The organism is Methylobacterium persicinum (genome assembly GCF_022179525.1).
In the GTDB taxonomy this organism is placed as follows: Bacteria; Pseudomonadota; Alphaproteobacteria; order Rhizobiales; family Beijerinckiaceae; genus Methylobacterium; species Methylobacterium persicinum.
In genome coordinates, this window is the sequence record NZ_BPQX01000078.1 from 17,457 (window position 1) to 34,575 (window position 17,119).

The window sequence follows — 17,119 nt, forward strand, 5'->3', positions numbered from 1 at the left end:
TGTATATTACGGTATATCGAGCGATGATTACAAAGTGGATTTTAAGCTCGATCGAATCCAGCTCGGATCGAGCTTTTCCAATTGATTGCGGGACAAGACGAGTCGGCTGCGCGGGGTCGGAGGGACGATGGACGCGAATCTCGCAACGACGGGCAGCGCAGAGGCATCGATCTCCGGATTGCCGGCCTTGACGACGCGCGATGCGGCCTGGGTCTTGAACACGGAACAGATGCTTCAGGAGGAGCTCGATCACTTCTGCGGTGTGCGTCCGCCCGGCGACATGAAATCCCGGCAGGCGCGGGCGGACGAAGCCCAGCTGTCTGCGCTCTGCCTCTCCGGCGGTGGAATCCGCAGCGCCACCTTCTGCCTCGGCGCTGTACAGGCTCTGGCAGCCCGGCACATGCTCGGCGAATTCCATTACCTGTCGACGGTGTCCGGCGGTGGCTTCGCCGGCGGCTGGCTCCAAACATTCATCCGGGAGTGCGGCAGCCTCGCCGAAGCCGAATCACGCCTCCGCGGATCAGGCAAAGAGGTTTTCGCGAAGCTGAGGCGGTATACGAACTACCTCACACCAGAGGTCGGGCTGCTGTCCCGGGACACCTGGGCCGGTGTCATCCTTTACGTGAGGAACACGATCCTCAACTGGCTCATCATCTTTCCGCTGCTGCTGTTCATTCCGTTGGTGTTGATCACCTACCGGACCGCCCTCGAGGCGGCGAGCCGGAGCACCTTATGGCTTCCCCTGGTGGTGGGCAGCGCCGCGCTCCTCGTCGCAACCTTCAACGCCTGCCGCATGCTGCCGAGCCACCGGCCTCGGGTGGCCGGGGTCACAACCTACGCCTCGCCCCCCTTCATCGCGGGCGGGATCCTCGCACCGACCTGCCTGTGGAGCCTGGCCTTGCCGTTCACCGTCCGCGCGCTTTTCGAGCACGGGCTCCCGGTCCCGACTGTGAATCTCTGCAGCCTCGGCTTCTGGTATTTCGTGGTGCTGGCCGTCGGCTATCTGTGCGGGATGGTCTGGCAGAAGGCGAAGGGACACCCCGGCCAATGGCTCTACGAGCGGAACATGGGCGCGTGGCTCGGCAGCAGTTTCGTCTCGGCCATTATCATCGTCATCGGCACCGTGTGGACCATCACGTGGGCGGTTGGCGACGACGTCACAGCCTTCAATGCTGCAGACGCCCAGGTCTCGCAGGCTTTGACCGTGCTGGCCCCGCCGATCCTGATCGTCGTTCACCTCCTGCAGAGCGTGGTCTTCATCGGCTTCCGCAAGAGCGCGGAGCGGGCCGATCTCGATCGGGAGTGGGTGGCGCGGATCGATGGGCAGTTGCTCCTCGCCGCGGCGGGCTGGACGGCCCTGTGCCTGTGTTGCCTGATCGTGCCATCGGTCGCGCTCGGCAGGGAAGAACCGAAGCTTCCGGCCCTGTTCAGCGCCTTCAGCGCGTTGGTCACCGGCCCGGCCGCGGCCTTCCTGGGCAAACAGGTGTTCGCCCGCACACAAGCGCTGGCTGCGAAAGGGCGGATGGACAACATCCTGATGATCGGCTTGAGCGTGATGGCGGCCGTCTTCGGGATCAGCCTCTTCGCGCTCCTGGGCTGGTGCCTGGGGCGCTTCCTCGGCTCTGCCTACGATTGGTGGGGTCACTGCCTGCTGCCCCGGGCCGTGTACGACCGCTCGGATCCGGCCGATATCTGCGGGATCAACCCCTATGGGATGATCCTGATCCTCTGTGTCGCGGTGGCGGCGATCCTTGCCGGCGCCGTCCGGCTGTTCGGCCGCGTGAACGTCAATCGCTTCTCGATGCACGGGGTCTACCGGAATCGCCTGACGCGCGGTTTCCTGGGATCCGCACGGACGCACCGCGACGCCGATCCCTTCACGGACTTCGATGAGGACGACAGCCCGCGGATCGCCGAACTCGGGACGGAGCGGCGATTGTTGCCCGTCGTCAACATGACCCTGAACCTCACGGACATCCTGCGGACCGAATGGGCGGAGCGAAAGGCCGCCTCGTTCACGGCGACCCCGTTCACCTGCGGTTCCGCGACCCTCGATCGCACGGATATGCTGGGCGACACGCCGCGGACGGACGGCCCCCGCGGGGCCTACATCCGGACGACGGACTACGCCTGCATGGAAACCGCCAGCGACAGGGTGAGTGCCGGCAAGGGGCCGCTGCTCGGCGGCCTTCTGACGATCTCGGGCGCGGCGGTGAGCCCGAACTGGGGGTACCATTCCTCGCCGTTGATCGCGTTCCTGATGACGTTGTTCAACGTCCGGCTCGGCGCGTGGCTACCCAATCCCGCCGTGGCGCGGCGGGACGACCTCAGGCTGGCCAAACCTCGCAACTCCGTGCTGGCGTTGCTGAGCGAGCTCGGCGGTCGCAGCACCGATGTGCGGCAGGCGATCTACTGTTCGGATGGCGGCCATTTCGACAACCTCGGCCTGTACGAGATGCTGCGGAGACGGTGCGCCCGCATCGTGGTCATCGATGCCGGGCAGGACGAAAAGTGCACGTTCTTCGACCTCGGCAACGTGATCCGAAAGGCGGAGGTCGACGGGCTCGCGAAGATCCAGATGGGGGACATCCGCATCTTCCCGCGGGCGGTGATCGAGCGTGACGGAAAGCGGGCCGGTGCGCTCGGCTATGCGCGGGGCACCATCGTCTATCCTGGCGCCCGCGACCCGGCCCAGCTGATCTACATCAAGCCGAGCTTCCTCGACGATATTCCCGCCGAAGTCCGCGCCTACGGGGCGACCAGCGCCGCGTTCCCGCACGAGAGCACCGCCAACCAGTGGTTTTCCGAAAGCCAGTTCGAGAGTTACCGCGCCCTCGGCTTCCACCAGGTCAGCCGCATGTTCGGCTCGCAGCTCTCGACGCTCTCGGAATGGACCACCTATCTCGACCGTGAAGTCGGCCGCCATGGCTGCACCTGACGGCCGGTGGTGCAGCGCGGCGACCGCACCGCGACCGGGGCTCGTGCATCGATCCGGACGGAGGCGTTACCCGACTCTGGGAAAATTGATGCGAAGACAAAGCTTGGGATCATGTGCTTGAACGAAGTGAGTGCACCGGAGCACTAGGCGCCGACCGTCGCGCCGGCGGCCCGCCAGCGGTCAAGCTCCCGGTCGATGGCCCCCTCCGTGCTGCGCAGGAACTCGGCGGTCGGCAGGGCCCGGTCGACGGCGGCGAGATAGCTCACGACGACGGTGCCCGCCCGAGCCGGGCCGCCGCCGGGCCAGAACAGGCCGGAATTCACCGCGACCGGGACCACCTTCAGGCCGAGCCGGCCATAGAGCAGTTCGACGCCGCGCTTGAACCGCACCGGATCGGCCATCTCCCCGCGGGTCCCCTCCGGGAAGATCAGCACCGACCGGCCAGCCGCGACGGCCTGCTGGCATCCGTCGATCATCGTGCGCAGGGCCTGCGTGCCGTTGGTGCGATCGATGACGATCATCGGCGAGCGGCGCAGGAACCACCCGACCACCGGGACGGCCAGCAATTCGCGCTTGGCGATGATGGCCACGTCCGGGATGAGCACGAGGAAGGCCAGGGTCTCCCACGCGGACTGGTGGTTCGCGACGATCAGGCAGGGCTCCGAGGGGATGTGCTCCCGTCCCTCCTCGACGTAGTTCAGCCCGACGATGCGGCGTAACCCCAGGAGGATGCCGTGCGCCCACAGGCGGGTCGCCGCCCGGATCGGGCGTGTCGGCTTCCCGATCAGCGCGAAGACGATGAGCGGCGCGAGGAACAGAGCCGTCCACCCCATCCAATACGAGGCGAACAGAAAGAACCGGAGGCGTGCCAAGGTGAGGCCTCGTGATAGGGCCCGAGCCAGGGCAGGGCGTGGGAATAGCGCCTCGCGGGGCGGGACGCACGGCGTTTCGTCAGGTGCTCAACTCACAACTGCCGGAGTGGATGCCCCGGCGGGGGGAACGGCCGCGCCGGGTTGTCACGGCTCCCCGCGGCCGGACCTCGCCCGCAGGGTCCGCCGGGCGACGAGGGCGAGTGTCGATCCCTGCGCGATGATGGTGAACAGCACCACCGCATAGGTTGCCGCCAGGATCGCGGGCTTGGCCTCGCTCTCCGGGACCGAGAGGGCCAGCGCCACCGAGATGCCGCCGCGCACGCCCGCCCAGGTCAGGAACGGCACGTTGCCGAGGGAGAGGTGGCCGCCCCAGCGGAACAGCAGGACCGGCGCGGAGACCGCGACGAGGCGGGCGACGAGCACGATGGGAATCGCGCAGCCCGCCAGCGTCAGCCCGGAGACCTGGAAGCGCAGGACAAGGACTTCCAGGCCGATCAGCAGGAACAGGACCGAGTTCAGGACCTCGTCGATCAGCGTCCACAGGGCAGACACGTATTTCTGGGTGTTGTCGCTCATGGCGTAACGCGGCGCGCGCTCCCCGACCAGCAGCCCGGCCGCGACCACGGCGAGGGGGCCGCTGGCACCGAGTTTCTGGGCGAGGGCGTAGGTCCCCGCCACGAGCGCCAGGGTGATCAGCACTTCGACCGGAAAATCGTCGATCGCCCGTATGGCGCGGTAGGCGACGTAGCCGGTCACCACCCCGAGGGCGAGGCCGCCCCCGGCTTCCTGCAGGAGCAGCCGCGCGACTCCGCCGACGCTCGTCGCCTCGCCGCCCGATCCGGCTGCGAAGGCCACGAGCACCGTAAACAGCACGATGCCGATGCCGTCGTTGAACAGCGCTTCGCCCTGCATCTCGATTTCGAGGGCCTCCGGAACCTCCACGTTCTTCAAGGTCGCCAGCACCGCCACCGGGTCGGTCGGGCTGATCAGCGCCCCGAAGACCAGCGCCCAGGGCAACGGCACCGGATGGCCGAGGGCCTGCCCCGCGGCCCAGAAGGCGGCGCCGACCAGGGCCGTCGAGATCACAGTCCCCACGAGCGCCAGCGTCGCGACTGCCCCGGCCCGGTCACGCAGGGCCCGCAAATCGAGGTTCATGGCCCCCGCGAACAGCAGAAAGGCCAACATGCCGTTCATCACCACATCGGTGAAATCGAGCTGCTCCAAGATGCGGGTGAGATCCCCCAGAAGATGCTGCCCGGGGAAGACCACGTCGAGCCCCAGGAGGGCGAGCGAGGCGAGCAGGCCCATCACCAGAAGGCCGATGGTGTGTGGCATCCGCAGGAAGCGGCGGTTCAGCCAGCCGAATAGCGCCGACAGGGTCAGCAGCATCGCCGCGAGGTCGAAGATGGAGATCACCGGGGCCCCTCACCCTTGCCGCAGTCGCGTGCGGGCGGGTCGTTGAAGACTACGCTCAACGCGGACGGGGCCGTTCGGTCGCCTCGCACGTCGCGGTTCGTGGCCGAGGGTCCGAGTGGCCCGGGGACGCACCCCGCCGATGAACGGCGCCGGACAATTCGAATGCAGAACCCAGCTGGGGAGGGGGCGGACGATAAGCCTTGGGCATTCAATTTTTTCCGAACGTTTCCGGCGACCGTTCGTTCTCGACCGCGGACCCGAGCGCCGGGCATGCCCGACGATCGTCATCACCCGACGGGAGCCCCAGATGCGGTCGGCGGCGACCGTGGTGGGACTTTCCCTCCCGACCACACGACCAGGAGCGACACACGTGAAGCATGCCATCTTCGCCTCGGCCCTTCTCGCCGGCCTCGGCCTCTGCGCCTCGACCCTGCCCTCGTCCGCCCTGCCGATGAATGCCGCGGGCGTGTCCAGCCCGGCGAATGCCGACCTCATCCAGGTTCGCATGCACCGGCGCCACCGGATGCGCCAGGGTTCGGCCAGCCGTGGCAACGCCGCGATGCCCTCGCGCGGCGCACGCGGTCAGCAATATGGCGGAACGACCGGCGGCCCGGCGCGCTGATCCCCGTACACGCGACCCGCGGGGACGATATGCCCTTGCGGAACACCGATGAGAGGCCGCGGTCCGACGTGACACACACTTCGGCCGCGGCTAACGTCGCCCTGCCGGACCCGGCGAGCCATGTCCCGATCCACGACGGGCCGGCATGCGGTCGGTACGGGCGGCGCAGGCGCTGGACCTCCGCGGCCCTCTCACCGCGGCCCTGCCGCAAAGCCGGCGGCCGTGGCGATCCTGGGGAGGCGCACCCATGAAGGCGCGTCTGAGTGCCTGGATCGAGGCCCTCGGCGACCTGTTCTGGCTCCGCCCGGCTTTGATCGTCCTCGGCTGCATCGCGCTGGCCCAGGCCGGGGTCTGGCTGGAGACGGCGCACATCGCCGGCTACGACGCCTCCTCGCCCGATCAGAACTGGGGCTACTCGGGGGGCGCCGAGGGCGCGCGGGCGCTGCTCAGCGCGGTGGCCTCGTCGACCATCGGGGTCGCGGGTACGACCTTCTCCATCACGATCGCGGCGCTGTCGCTGGCATCGGGGCAGATGGGCCCGCGGCTGCTGCGCAACTTCACCCGCGATGCCCGCAACCAGATCGTGCTGGGCATCTTCCTCGGGACCTTCGCCTACGCCCTGATGGTCCTGCGCACCGTACGCACGGTGCAGGAAAGCCCGTTCGTCCCCCATCTCGCCATCACCGGGGCCATCGCCCTGGCGCTCCTGTCCCTGGCGACGCTCGTCTGGTTCGTCCACCACATCGCCGCCAGCATCAACGTCGAGACGGTGGTCGACGCGGTCTACGGGGACCTGTGCAAGGCCGTGGAGGCGCGCACCCTCGATGAGGCGGACGAGGCACGCCCGTCCGAGCGTCCCTATGCGAACGCGGTCGTCGGGAAAGGTTCCGGCTACCTCCAGGCCGTCGATGTCGAGGGGCTGGCCGACTGGGCCCACGAGCACGACCTGACCATCGCATTGCGGGTCCGGCCTGGCGACTACGTGCCCAGCGGCTATCCCGTCGCCTTCGTCTCGGCCGGTGGCGGTGATGCGGAGGCGGCCATCTCACGGACGCTGACCTTCGGGCGCCGTCCGGCCGCCCTCCAGGACCTGGAATACTCGATCCGCCAACTGGTCGAGATCGCCGTCCGGGCGCTCTCGCCCGGCATCAACGATCCCTTCACCGCCGGCAGCGTCGTCGATCATCTCGGCGACGCCCTGTGCCGCGTCGCCGCGCGGCACCTACCGACCGGCACGGCGGTCCGGGAAGGACGCGTGGTGCTCGTGCATCCCGTGACCGACTACGACGGGCTGTGCGATGCCATGTTCCACATGATCCGCCAGAACGCAGCCGGCTCCGCGCATGTGCTGGGGCGGATGCTCGACGTGCTGGCCCGGGTCGCCGAGGTCGAGCGGCGGCCCGACCGATCCTCCGAACTGTGCCGCCACGCGGGTCTCGTCATCGCCGCCGCTCGGCGCGACGTGCCGGACTCGTCCGACCTCGCCGACCTGGAAGACCGCTTCCGGCGCATCCGCGCCATCGCCCCGGCGGCCGGCACCCCGAGGGCCTGACGCCGCCCGGCAACCCCGGTCCCGAACACCGGAAGGATCGGAACCACGGGGTGAGGGCGCCGGCGGGGCGGACAACGTATCGCACGGAACGGGAACCGAAGCTGAGCCGTTCCTCGGATCCCGGCCGGCGTCACATCCGACGGCAGGCCGGCAACAACGATACGAGGACGCCCGTGAAGAAGACTCTGTTCGCCGCCGCCATCCTGGCCACCCTGGGTGCCGCCTCCGTGGCCCCGGCTTCCGCCGCTCCCGGCATGATCGGCGCGGTCGATGCCCCGACCACGCTCACCGAGGTGCGGATGGATGACATGCGCGGCCATCGCGGCCACATGATGGGCCACCGCCATATGCGCGGCCACATGATGCGCCACCATCGCGGCCATCACATGATGGGCCACCACCACATGCGCGGCCACATGATGGGCCATCACCGCGGCCACCGGATGTGATCGCGCCCTCGCCGGGTCTTTGAACCCGGCGACGACAGCAATCGGGGGGCGGGATGCCGGGGGTGTCCCGCCCCCGTTCATGTCCGTCTTTCCGCGTGTCCAAGCCGTGTCGGCCGCCTGCGCCTCCCGGGATGGGAGACCGGCGTCAGCCTTTCAGGACCTCGAAGACCGGCGCGTATTGGTTCGGGAGACTCACACAGCCGTATTCGTGATGCTTCGCAAAGGCGCCGTTCCTCTCCAAGGGGGTTCGCCCGGCTCCCGCTCACACCGGTGGCCGGCGCAGGTGCCAGTCGGTCGCCCGCTGGTAGGCCTGACCAATCCGCAAGGCCATCGCCTCCTCGTAGCCCCGGCAGACGATCTGCAGCGAGAGAGGCAACCCTGAGGCGGTGGCCCCGTTCGGAATCGCCAGGGCGCAGAGATCGAGCAGGTTGCCGAAGCGGGTGAAGCGCGAGGGCAGGTGCGCTTCGTCCACTGCGGAGAGCGCTACCGCGGCGGATTCCGTGGTCGGCGTCAGCAGGGCGTCGATTCCCGCCAGGGCAGAGGCGTAGTGCAGCTTCATCTCGGCGCGGCGGTGGAGCGTGCCGAGATACTCCTGGGCCGAGACGTTCGCGCCGGCCAGGATACGGGCCCTCACGGCGTCGCCGAGCGGCGCGGCGGGGTCCTCGGCCAGGGCGCCGTTGACGCAATAGGCCTCCGCGTTGGCGATCGCGCTCATCGCCACGCAGTCGCTGAACCGGAAGGGCAGGGCGATGTCGACGATCTCGGCCCCCTGGCCGGCCAGCACGTCGAGGGCCGCATCGTAGGCGGCCAGCGTGGCGGGATCGACGCCCTCCCGCTCCACCACCGGCATCCGTCCCAGCCGCAAGCCACGGACACCCCGATTCAGCATCGGCCAGGGCGCGTCCGGCTGGATGCCGCGTGTGGTCGGATCGAGGGGATCGGGGCCGGAGATCGCCTCGTAGAGGAGGGCGGCATCCTCCGCGGTCCGGGCGAGGGGGCCGGGCGTGTCCAGCGTGGTCGAGAGCGGCACGATCCCCCAGGTCGAGATGCGCCCCACCGTCACCTTAAGCCCGGTGAGCCCGCAGAACGAGGCGGGCAGCCGCACCGATCCGCCCGTATCGGTCCCGATGCCCCAGGGCGCCATGCGGGCCGCCACCGCGACTCCGGTGCCGCTGCTCGAACCACCGGGCGTGCGCGGCGTCTGCGGATCCCAGGGGTTCCAGGGCGTGCCGAGGTGCTGGTTGGTGCCCCAGCCGCCGTAGGCGAACTCGACCGTGTGGGTCTTGCCCAGCACGATCATGCACTGGGCGATGAGGCGCCGGGCCACCGTCGCCGTGCGCGCGGCCCGGCGGTCGCGATGGGCGGCCGAGCCGCCCATGGTGATCCGGCCCTCCAGGTCGATCAGGTCCTTGAGCACCACCGGGACGCCGTGGAGCGGCCCCACCGCGTGGCCCGAGCGGATCGCCCGGTCGGCGCCCTCCGCCGCGAGCCGCGCGTCGGCGCCGAACACCTCGGTGAAGGCCTGAAGCTTCGGTTCGAGCGCCCCGATGCGGTCAAGGAGCGCGTCGACCGCATCGACCGGCGAGAGACTGCGCGACCGGATCGCCCGGCCGAGTTCGGCCGCGGAGGCGTGGACGGGATCGAGTTCGGGCATCGGCTCACTGCATGCTGACGGGAGGTGGGATCGACCGTGTGGTCCTGGCGGGCACCGAGGGGAGCAGAACCGGCCCCCGGGGAAAGCAACCCCGTCCATGCCGGGCGGCGGTGACGTCGCGATCCGCAGGGGGCCTGCCGGTTCCGATCGGGCCACGACCGCGGTCTTAGCGATGCAGCGTTCATGCCGCCCGTCCGCCGCCGGCCTACGCATCAGCGTCACACATGCGGCCCAGGATACCGTCTTGGTGGGAGGATCATCATGATCGATGTTCTGACGAACGCGATGAATTTCCGGAGTCTCTCGCTCAAGGATCTTTTGGAGGCCCGCGACCTCTACCACTGGCATCTGATGAACAAGGCGAATGTGGTCGGGACCGCCGTCGGGCTCTACCTCATCCGGAAGTCGGACCCGTGGCCGACGGAGCGAGGATCGCCGGACGGCAGCGTCCCGCGGGCGCCCAAGGGCGAGCGGACCTTCGCGAATTCGGAAGTTCGGCCCTATTCGTGGCCCTGCATTCTGGTCTTCGTCAAGGACTGGCTCGAGGCGACGCAGTTCGGGCGAGCCGGCGTCGATCCGGACCACATGGTCCCGCGCACCCTCTACCTGCCCGACGGGCGGGCTGCACCGGTCTGCGTCGTGGCGGTCAAGCCAGGCGTTCCCGTGGCGGGCGCCTTGTCCGACGCGCGCTGGCCCTCGGCCTATATCGGGTGCGGCTTTCCGATCTTCGCGGACGTCCAGGGCGAGCGCCACCGGGCCACCGTGGGCTGTCTGGTGACGGACGGCCACCGGACATACGCCCTCACGAACCGCCACGTCGCCGGGGAGCCCGGCTCGGAGATCAAGGCGATGCTGCGGGGCAGCCTCGTCCCCGTGGGCACCACCGCGGCCGACCAGTTGAGCCGGATGCCCCTGTCCGAGGTCTTCCCGGAATTTCCCGGCCGCCGGACCTATCTCGCCCTCGATATCGGCCTGATCGACGTCCAGGCCGTCAACGACTGGTCCAGCCAAGTGTACGGCCTGGACGAGGAGGTGGGCGACGTCGCCGATCTGAACGAGCTGAACCTCGGGCTCCAACTCATCGACCAGCCGGTCCGGGCCTACGGGGCGGCCTCGGGGGCGCTCGAAGGGACGATCAAGGCGCTGTTCTATCGCCACAAGTCGCTCGCCGGCTACGACTACGTCTCCGAATTCCTCATCTCGCCCGGCGAGGGCGCGACGCAGACGGGACCCGGTGATTCCGGCATGGTCTGGCATCTGCGCACCACCGCCAGGGACGCGCACGGCAAGGCCACGACGATCCTGCGGCCGATGGCCGTCGAGTGGGGTGGGCAGACCATCCTCGGCTCCGCGGACAGGCGCTTCAACTTCGCCCTGGCGACCGGGCTGAGCACGGCCTGCCAACTCCTCGATGTCGATCTCGTCACCGGTCACAATGCCGGCGCCAATCCGTATTGGGGCCAGGTCGGACACTACAGCATCGCCACCGTGGCCATCGGCTTGGTGAAGGACCTGAACCTCAAGGCCTTCCTCACCGCGAATGTCGAGCGGATCAGCTTCCGTCCCGACGAACTCGACGCGGCCACCATCCGGCAAAAGCTCAACAACGGGGACTTCGTGGAGTTGGCCGACGTGCCCGACCTCGTCTGGAAGAAGGTCAGGGCCGACGTCCCCGGCGGGCGCGATTACGCGCGCAATGCAGGGCCGGAGCACCCCAACCATTACGCGGATATCGATCTGCCCGGCGCCGACGGACGGACCTTGCGCGACCTCACGCTCGCGGACATCGCCAACATGGATCCGGCGGTCTGGGAGCGGTGGTATCAGGCCAACGGCGCCACCGAGGCACGTTCGGAAGGTCTGCTGCCGTTCCGGGTCTGGCAATTCTTCGACGCGATGGTCGCCGCGTTGCGGGCCCGGGACATGGCGCGGTTCCTCTGCGCCGCCGGCATCGTCTCGCACTACGTGGGCGACGCCTGCCAGCCGCTGCACGGCTCCTACCTCTCCGACGGCCGCAAGGACCCCTCCGACCCCAGCGCCAAGAAGTGGCCCGGGAAGGGCGTGCATGCGACGTACGAGGACAAGATGGTCGATCGGTACGAGACGGTGCTGCAGCCGATGATCGGGCCTGCGGTGCAGTCCTTCGCGGGCCAGATCCCGCCGATCGCCGATGGCCGGGACGCCGCCTTCGCGACGGTGAGGCTCATGGCGCAGTCCGCGGCGATCCTGGCGCCAGGCGATCTGGTGGACCGGTATATCGCCCTCGGCGGCGGAACCTCCGTGCGGGTCGTGGACGGGCTGTGGGCGTCGTTCGGGAACCAGACGGCACAGGTCATGGGGGCGGGCGCCCGTTATCTCGCGGCGATCTGGGATGCGGCCTTCGCGGCGGCGGCCACACCCCTGCCAGGGCATGCGGGGGCCATCCCTGAGGAAACGCTCGCCGCCATCTACCAGGATCCGGCCTTCGTACCGTCCCTGACCTTGGACAAGATCGGGCCGGTCCTGAGCCGGCCGGGCGATGGGGCGCAGCCCCCCGCGCCGCCGCCCGGCCGGAAGCGCCCACCGCGGCGGTGAATTGGCGTGCGCTTCACACGAACCGGTCTGATTCACCGGGCAGGATCTCGGATCCGTTCCCGCCGGGGTTGTGAAGAGCGGATCGCCCTGCGACGCGCGCCCAAGATTCCCACACTCGTCCTCATCCTGAGGTGCCGTCGTGAAACGACGGCCTCGAAGGAGGGCTCCAGAGGGCGCCGCGATCCCTGGGACCCTCCTTCGAGGCCGCTTCGCGGCACCTCAGGATGAGGACGAGGGTGGGGGGATCCCCCTTCTCCTGAGCGGGCGCGTTCCGGTCGGATACGACCCTCGCGCGAATCGGACATGCTTGGGGTAAGCCATGACGGCTTCGGCACGCCGATCGACGGGGCGGGTTCGGGCCAAGGGTAGGACGCCGCGACCATGCCCAATCGCCGAGGGGGATTCGTTCGGGTGGGGTGGCGTGCGCTCCGGCGCGTCGTCGGCGGGATCGGCTACGCCGTGGCCGCCATCCTGCTCGCGGTCCTCGGCGTCCTCTTCCTGAACTACGGTGTCCTCTCGACCCCCGGGGGCCGGGCCTATCGCGACCTCGATCCGGCCGTCCCGGAATGCCGCGAAGGTCTCCAGACCGGTTGGACCATTCTCAGCGAGGCGAAGGGCGCCATTCCGGCCACCGCCGCGCCCGATGCCGACGGCGTGCTGGACCCGACCAACGACGAGAATGCGTTCCGCGACGACCCGCGCTGGCGGATGAGGCTGCGATGCGCCCTCCAGCGGCACGTCGTTCCCTCGGCGCAGGGCGGGCAACCCCTCGACTACACATTGGGCTTCCTGGAGTTCAAGGAAGACGGCGAGCCCTACGCCCTCGTCTCGCGCTCCGGCGACAGCGACGTGGCCATCAACAGCGCCATGTTGCGTCATGCGATGGAAGGCGAGATGCGCGCACGGGCGATGCCGGCGAAGGGGCTCAAGCCGGTCATCACCCAACTCGACGCCCTGACCCAGCACCTCGCCACCGGACGCCACTACGTCATCGCCTTCGTGCATGGCTGGCGCCACGATGCGCGGATCGGGGATTCCAACGTCGCCGACCTCCGCTTCTACGCGGCGCATGCCGCCCGCTTCCTGCGGGACCGATGCCGGACGGACCCGAGCGTCTGCGATGTGAAGGTCACGGCGATCTACGTGGGATGGCGCGGTGCCCGCGTCGACGAGCGTGGCCTGATCGATACCTTCGGTGCGCCGCTCGGGGGCTTCCTGGGCAATCTCTCGGCCGGCGCGACCCTGTTCGACCGGAAGCCCGTGAGCGAGGCCATCGCGCCCGCTGCGATCTCGGCGCTGCGCAGCATCGAGGGGACCCTGAGACGCCCGGGACCCGATGGTGGCGACCGCCACAACACGTTCGTCGTGGCCGGGCATAGCCTCGGCGGCAACATGCTCGCCACCGGGCTGAAGGACGACCTCCTGAAGGCCGTCCGGCGCCATCGGTTCGGCGAGGTGCTTCCACCGGTGCTCGGCGACCTCGTGGTCCTCATCAACCCGGCCTCCGAGGCGACCAAGTGGACGGCGATCCAGCGTGCGGTCTGGGAGCGCGTCTCCTTCCGCGCCGACGCCGGCACCTCGCCCGAGGAGGTGGCGCGGGACAGCGGCCTGTTCCCGATCGCCCAGCGGCCGATCGTGATGTCGGTGACCGCGGCGCTCGCCTTCCCGGCCGGGGGATTGCGGCCGGGCGACTGCGCGTGGATCGGGCTCGACGTCGATGACGGCTTCCAGGACGCGCGGGCGCGGATCCGGCAACGGCTCGCGGGCACCGACGCGATGTTCGACGCGGGCGTCAACTACGACTGGGCGACCCACGACCTGTTCCCGGCCTTCAAGTTCGACTTCCGGCCGGCGGCGGCTTTCCTCGATCGCGCCGCCGCCCGGTTCGAGCATCGTTCGCCCCGGGGCATGAGTTGCGCGCTTCCGCGGGAGGCCGATTTCCCCAACGGCCTCCTGACCCTGCCGCTGCGGGCCCTCTCCGTCGTGGCCGCGACCTTCCCGTTTCAGATCAGCCTGCCGGAGGAATCCCACACGATCGGCAATCTCGATCCGCCGCGACCCGCCGCGGGCGTCCTGGCCGACGCGCAGCCCTCGGGGGCGCCGTTCGGGACGACGCACGAGATGTCGGGACTCGCCACCAGCGTCTCGGAACGGTTTCACGCCTACGGGGCGCTGGCCGATGCGGAGATCGATTGCCCCCCGGCGAAACATTGGCTGATCCGGGCCCGGCAGCGGCGGGCGGCGCAGAACGGGGCCGGCTGGGACAGCCAGGATCTCGACCCGCCGGAGGGGGGCGGCGACGGCCAGAATTCCCCCGCGGTGCGTTTCCAGCACGGGCTCCCCCTGACGGGGATCGCACCGATCTCCCTGGGGAACGACCCGTTCTGGAACGTTCGCGCCTTCGACAACGCGCTGTCGCGCCATGACGGCTACCGGCGGTCCTCGTTCATCTGCGCCCTGAGCCAGCTGGTTCTGGACGACATCACCGGTTTGCCGCAGCGCGGAAAGGGCACGACCGCGCCGCCTTAGGGTGCCGGCGCGGTCCTGGTCTCGCCTCTGTCGGGGCCGGTCAGCGCAGGCCCCCGCCCGAGGTGTTGCCGAGGCGCTGGGCGATCGGCTCGCGTTCCGGCGCCTCGGCATTGCCGAGAACGCTGCTTCGCAAGGCGGGGAGCGGGTCTGCGGGGATGCTCCCGGTCCGGTCCGGATCGGCGACACCGGCAGCGTAGGCCGTCGGAGGGAGGGCGACCCGCGTGTCGCGGGGACCGGCCTGCGCCGCCATGACAGGCAAGGAGCCGAGGAGGGCCAAAGTCCCGACGAGGGCGGTGCGTCCGTGGCGGGTGGGGCGGATGATCGACATGGTTCACTCCCGGATGCGGCCGGCATCGGGCAGCGGAGGCCGGCCTGGATCGAAGGGCTCCTGGCCCCACGGAGTATCCGGACCCGGAGCGGTTCGACTTTATTCCGGGCGACGGAAGATCGGCCCATTCCCCTCCGGCCCCGCCGCGGGCAGCCTTCTGACGCACTCGCAGGCTCGCCATCGGCGACCGGGAATATTCCGGGGCCTCCCGCGATCCGGATGGGAAGGGACGCCGACGTCCCGGATCTCACCGGAAGCGGATCATGAACGATCTCCGACAGCCCGATGACGGATCGCCCGGCCCGGATCGCCGGGGCGTCCTCGAATGCATGGCATGGGCCGGGACCGGCCTCCTCTGGTCGCTCGGCGGCGGCCTTCCCCGGGCGATGGGGCTGGAGAAGGCCCTGGCGGCCGGGACGGAGCCGGCGCCGTTCACCTTCCTGCAGATCAGCGACAGCCATGTCGGCTTCGACAAGGCGGCCAATCCCGATGCCCTCGGCACGCTCCGGGAGGCGGTCCGGAAGATCGCGCTGCTGCCGGAGAAGCCGGCGTTCCTCATCCATACCGGTGACATCAGCCACCTGTCGAAGGAGCGTGAGTTCGACGATGCCGACCAGATCCTACGGGAAACCGGCTTGCCGACGTTCTTCGTGCCCGGCGAGCACGATCTCCTCGACAACGGGCAGGGCCGCGCCTACCTCGGCCGCTACGGCAAGGGATCGCGCGGGGCCGGCTGGACCAGCTTCGACCGGAACGGCGTCCACTTCATCGGCCTCGTCAACGTCGTGGATCTGAAGGCGGGGGGCCTCGGCAACCTCGGCGAAGACCAGCTCGATTGGCTGGAGCGCGACGTGGCCGGCCTGTCCGCCAGCACGCCCGTCGTCGTCTTCGCGCATATCCCGCTCTGGACGGTCTATCCCGAATGGGGCTGGGGCACGCAGGACGGCGGCCGGGCGCTGGCGCTTCTGAGACGCTTCGGCTCGGTGACGGTGCTCAACGGGCACATCCACCAGATCATCCAGAAGGTCGAGGGCCACATCGCCTTTCATACCGCCCGCTCGACGGCGTTCCCCCAGCCGGCGCCGGGCTCGGCCCCCTCGCCGGGGCCGATGAAGGTGCCCGCGGGTGACTTGCGCAAGCTGTTGGGGGTCGCGAGCGTGAGCCTCGTCGGGGGCGCCGGGCCGCTGGCGATCATCGATACTCCCCTCGCGGGCTGAGTGCGCCATGACCGCGACCATCCCCTCCCTCCGCCGCTGGTTTTACCCCGCGGCCGTGCTGACCGCCGCCCTGGCCCTCGGCCTTAACCCGGCGACCGCGGGACCGGCCGACACGGCGCAGGAGCGCATCGTCCGCATCGACAACTTCACCTTCAGTCCGGAGGTCGTCACCGTGGCGCCGGGCACGACGGTCACCTGGATCAACGGCGACGACATCCCGCACACCGTCGTGTCGCCGTCCGGGCGGTTCCGTTCCAAGACGCTCGACACCGACGACCGCTTCACCTTCACCTTCCCGGCGAAGGGGGAGTATCCTTACTTCTGCTCTCTCCACCCGCACATGACCGGCAAGGTCGTCGTGCGGGACGCGCCGGAATGATCCGGCACGGAGGCGGTCTCGTGAGAACGGGCGCGTGGACGACCTTCGGCCTTCCGGGGTGGCTTGCCAAAGCCGCGATGCCGCCCCGCGCCGCCAGTGGGGCGGCCCTGGTGCTCCAGGCTGCCATCGGGGGCTCGTGGTCCGGCGCCGGCGCGGACCGCGTCGGCCACCGGGCCAGCCGTGCGGCGGCGGAACAGCCACCGGATGCAGGTCCCCCCGCCGCTTCGTTCCGCGACGTCGTGCTGCCGCATCTCGACGCCGCCTACACCCTCGCCCGCTTCCTGACGCGGGATGCCGACGCCGCCGACGACATCGTGCAGGAGGCGTTCCTGCGGGCCTTCCGGGCCTTCGGGGGCCATCGGGGCGGCGACGCCCGGGCCTGGCTCCTGGCGATCGTGCGCAATTGCGTCCGGAGCTGGGCCAACGCACGTCTCCGCGACCGGGGGCGCTGCGAACCGCTCGATGACCCCGCACCGGCGGATGGGCCACCGGACGGCGAGACGGAGGCCCGGGACTTCCCGGACCCGGACGCGGTCACCCCCGAGGCCGCCCTCCTGCGCGAGGGCGAGGCGGCCTCGGGGGTGACCGC

13 protein-coding genes are annotated in these 17,119 nt (G+C 69.6%); 9 read left to right on the forward strand and 4 right to left on the reverse strand.

Annotated features, from left to right (window positions below; translation table 11 throughout):
• The first annotated feature begins 127 nt into the window (after positions 1-127).
• The gene (locus MFF22_RS24275) at positions 128-2,938 is read left to right on the forward strand and encodes a patatin-like phospholipase domain-containing protein (RefSeq protein WP_238253323.1); all 2,811 of its coding nucleotides are present in this window, start codon (positions 128-130) and stop codon (positions 2,936-2,938) included.
• Positions 2,939-3,081: 143 nt separating this feature from the next.
• Here MFF22_RS24275 and MFF22_RS24280 read toward each other — a convergent pair whose 3' ends face one another.
• Both MFF22_RS24280 and MFF22_RS24285 read right to left on the reverse strand, forming a co-directional pair.
• Positions 3,082-3,810 (reverse strand): lysophospholipid acyltransferase family protein, encoded by a 729-nt coding sequence (locus tag MFF22_RS24280; RefSeq protein ID WP_370877593.1) that lies wholly within the window; start codon positions 3,808-3,810, stop codon positions 3,082-3,084.
• Between the two features lie 144 nt (positions 3,811-3,954).
• The gene (locus tag MFF22_RS24285; protein WP_238253324.1) at positions 3,955-5,226 is read right to left on the reverse strand and encodes a cation:proton antiporter; all 1,272 of its coding nucleotides are present in this window, start codon (positions 5,224-5,226) and stop codon (positions 3,955-3,957) included.
• A gap of 370 nt (positions 5,227-5,596) precedes the next feature.
• On the opposite strand from MFF22_RS24285, the gene MFF22_RS24290 reads away from it, so the two are divergent.
• The 3 genes from MFF22_RS24290 to MFF22_RS24300 all read left to right on the forward strand — a co-directional run bounded on the left by MFF22_RS24290 (position 5,597) and on the right by MFF22_RS24300 (position 7,849).
• Entirely contained in the window at positions 5,597-5,848 is a 252-nt protein-coding gene (locus tag MFF22_RS24290; RefSeq protein ID WP_238253325.1) for a hypothetical protein, read from the forward strand.
• Between the two features lie 247 nt (positions 5,849-6,095).
• A complete protein-coding gene (locus tag MFF22_RS24295) occupies positions 6,096-7,400 on the forward strand; it encodes a DUF2254 domain-containing protein (protein WP_238253326.1) in 1,305 nt (434 codons plus the stop codon).
• Between the two features lie 173 nt (positions 7,401-7,573).
• On the forward strand, positions 7,574-7,849 hold the full coding sequence (locus MFF22_RS24300; protein WP_238253327.1) for a hypothetical protein: 276 nt from the start codon (positions 7,574-7,576) through the stop codon (positions 7,847-7,849).
• 262 nt (positions 7,850-8,111) lie between these two features.
• Here the strand turns inward: MFF22_RS24300 and MFF22_RS24305 are convergent, their stop codons facing one another.
• On the reverse strand, positions 8,112-9,503 hold the full coding sequence (locus tag MFF22_RS24305; RefSeq protein ID WP_238253328.1) for an amidase: 1,392 nt from the start codon (positions 9,501-9,503) through the stop codon (positions 8,112-8,114).
• Between the two features lie 261 nt (positions 9,504-9,764).
• On the opposite strand from MFF22_RS24305, the gene MFF22_RS24310 reads away from it, so the two are divergent.
• Complete coding sequence (locus tag MFF22_RS24310) at positions 9,765-12,077, forward strand: phospholipase C/P1 nuclease family protein (protein ID WP_238253329.1); 2,313 nt, start codon at positions 9,765-9,767, stop codon at positions 12,075-12,077.
• 381 nt (positions 12,078-12,458) lie between these two features.
• Positions 12,459-14,606 carry a hypothetical protein gene (locus MFF22_RS24315; RefSeq protein ID WP_238253330.1) on the forward strand — a complete coding sequence of 716 codons (2,148 nt, stop codon included), beginning with the start codon at positions 12,459-12,461 and terminating at the stop codon, positions 14,604-14,606.
• Between the two features lie 40 nt (positions 14,607-14,646).
• On the opposite strand, the gene MFF22_RS24320 is transcribed toward MFF22_RS24315, so the two are convergent.
• Positions 14,647-14,934: a hypothetical protein gene (locus tag MFF22_RS24320; protein ID WP_238253331.1), complete on the reverse strand. Its 288-nt coding sequence runs from the start codon at positions 14,932-14,934 to the stop codon at positions 14,647-14,649.
• Between the two features lie 263 nt (positions 14,935-15,197).
• Between MFF22_RS24320 and MFF22_RS24325 the strand changes: the two genes are divergently transcribed.
• The 3 genes from MFF22_RS24325 to MFF22_RS24335 form a co-directional block, all read left to right on the forward strand.
• Positions 15,198-16,151 carry a metallophosphoesterase family protein gene (locus MFF22_RS24325; RefSeq protein ID WP_238253332.1) on the forward strand — a complete coding sequence of 318 codons (954 nt, stop codon included), beginning with the start codon at positions 15,198-15,200 and terminating at the stop codon, positions 16,149-16,151.
• A gap of 7 nt (positions 16,152-16,158) precedes the next feature.
• The gene (locus tag MFF22_RS24330; protein WP_238253333.1) at positions 16,159-16,530 is read left to right on the forward strand and encodes a cupredoxin domain-containing protein; all 372 of its coding nucleotides are present in this window, start codon (positions 16,159-16,161) and stop codon (positions 16,528-16,530) included.
• Positions 16,531-16,550: 20 nt separating this feature from the next.
• A partial coding sequence (locus MFF22_RS24335; protein WP_283206211.1) for a sigma factor occupies positions 16,551-17,119 on the forward strand: 569 nt, incomplete at its 3' end.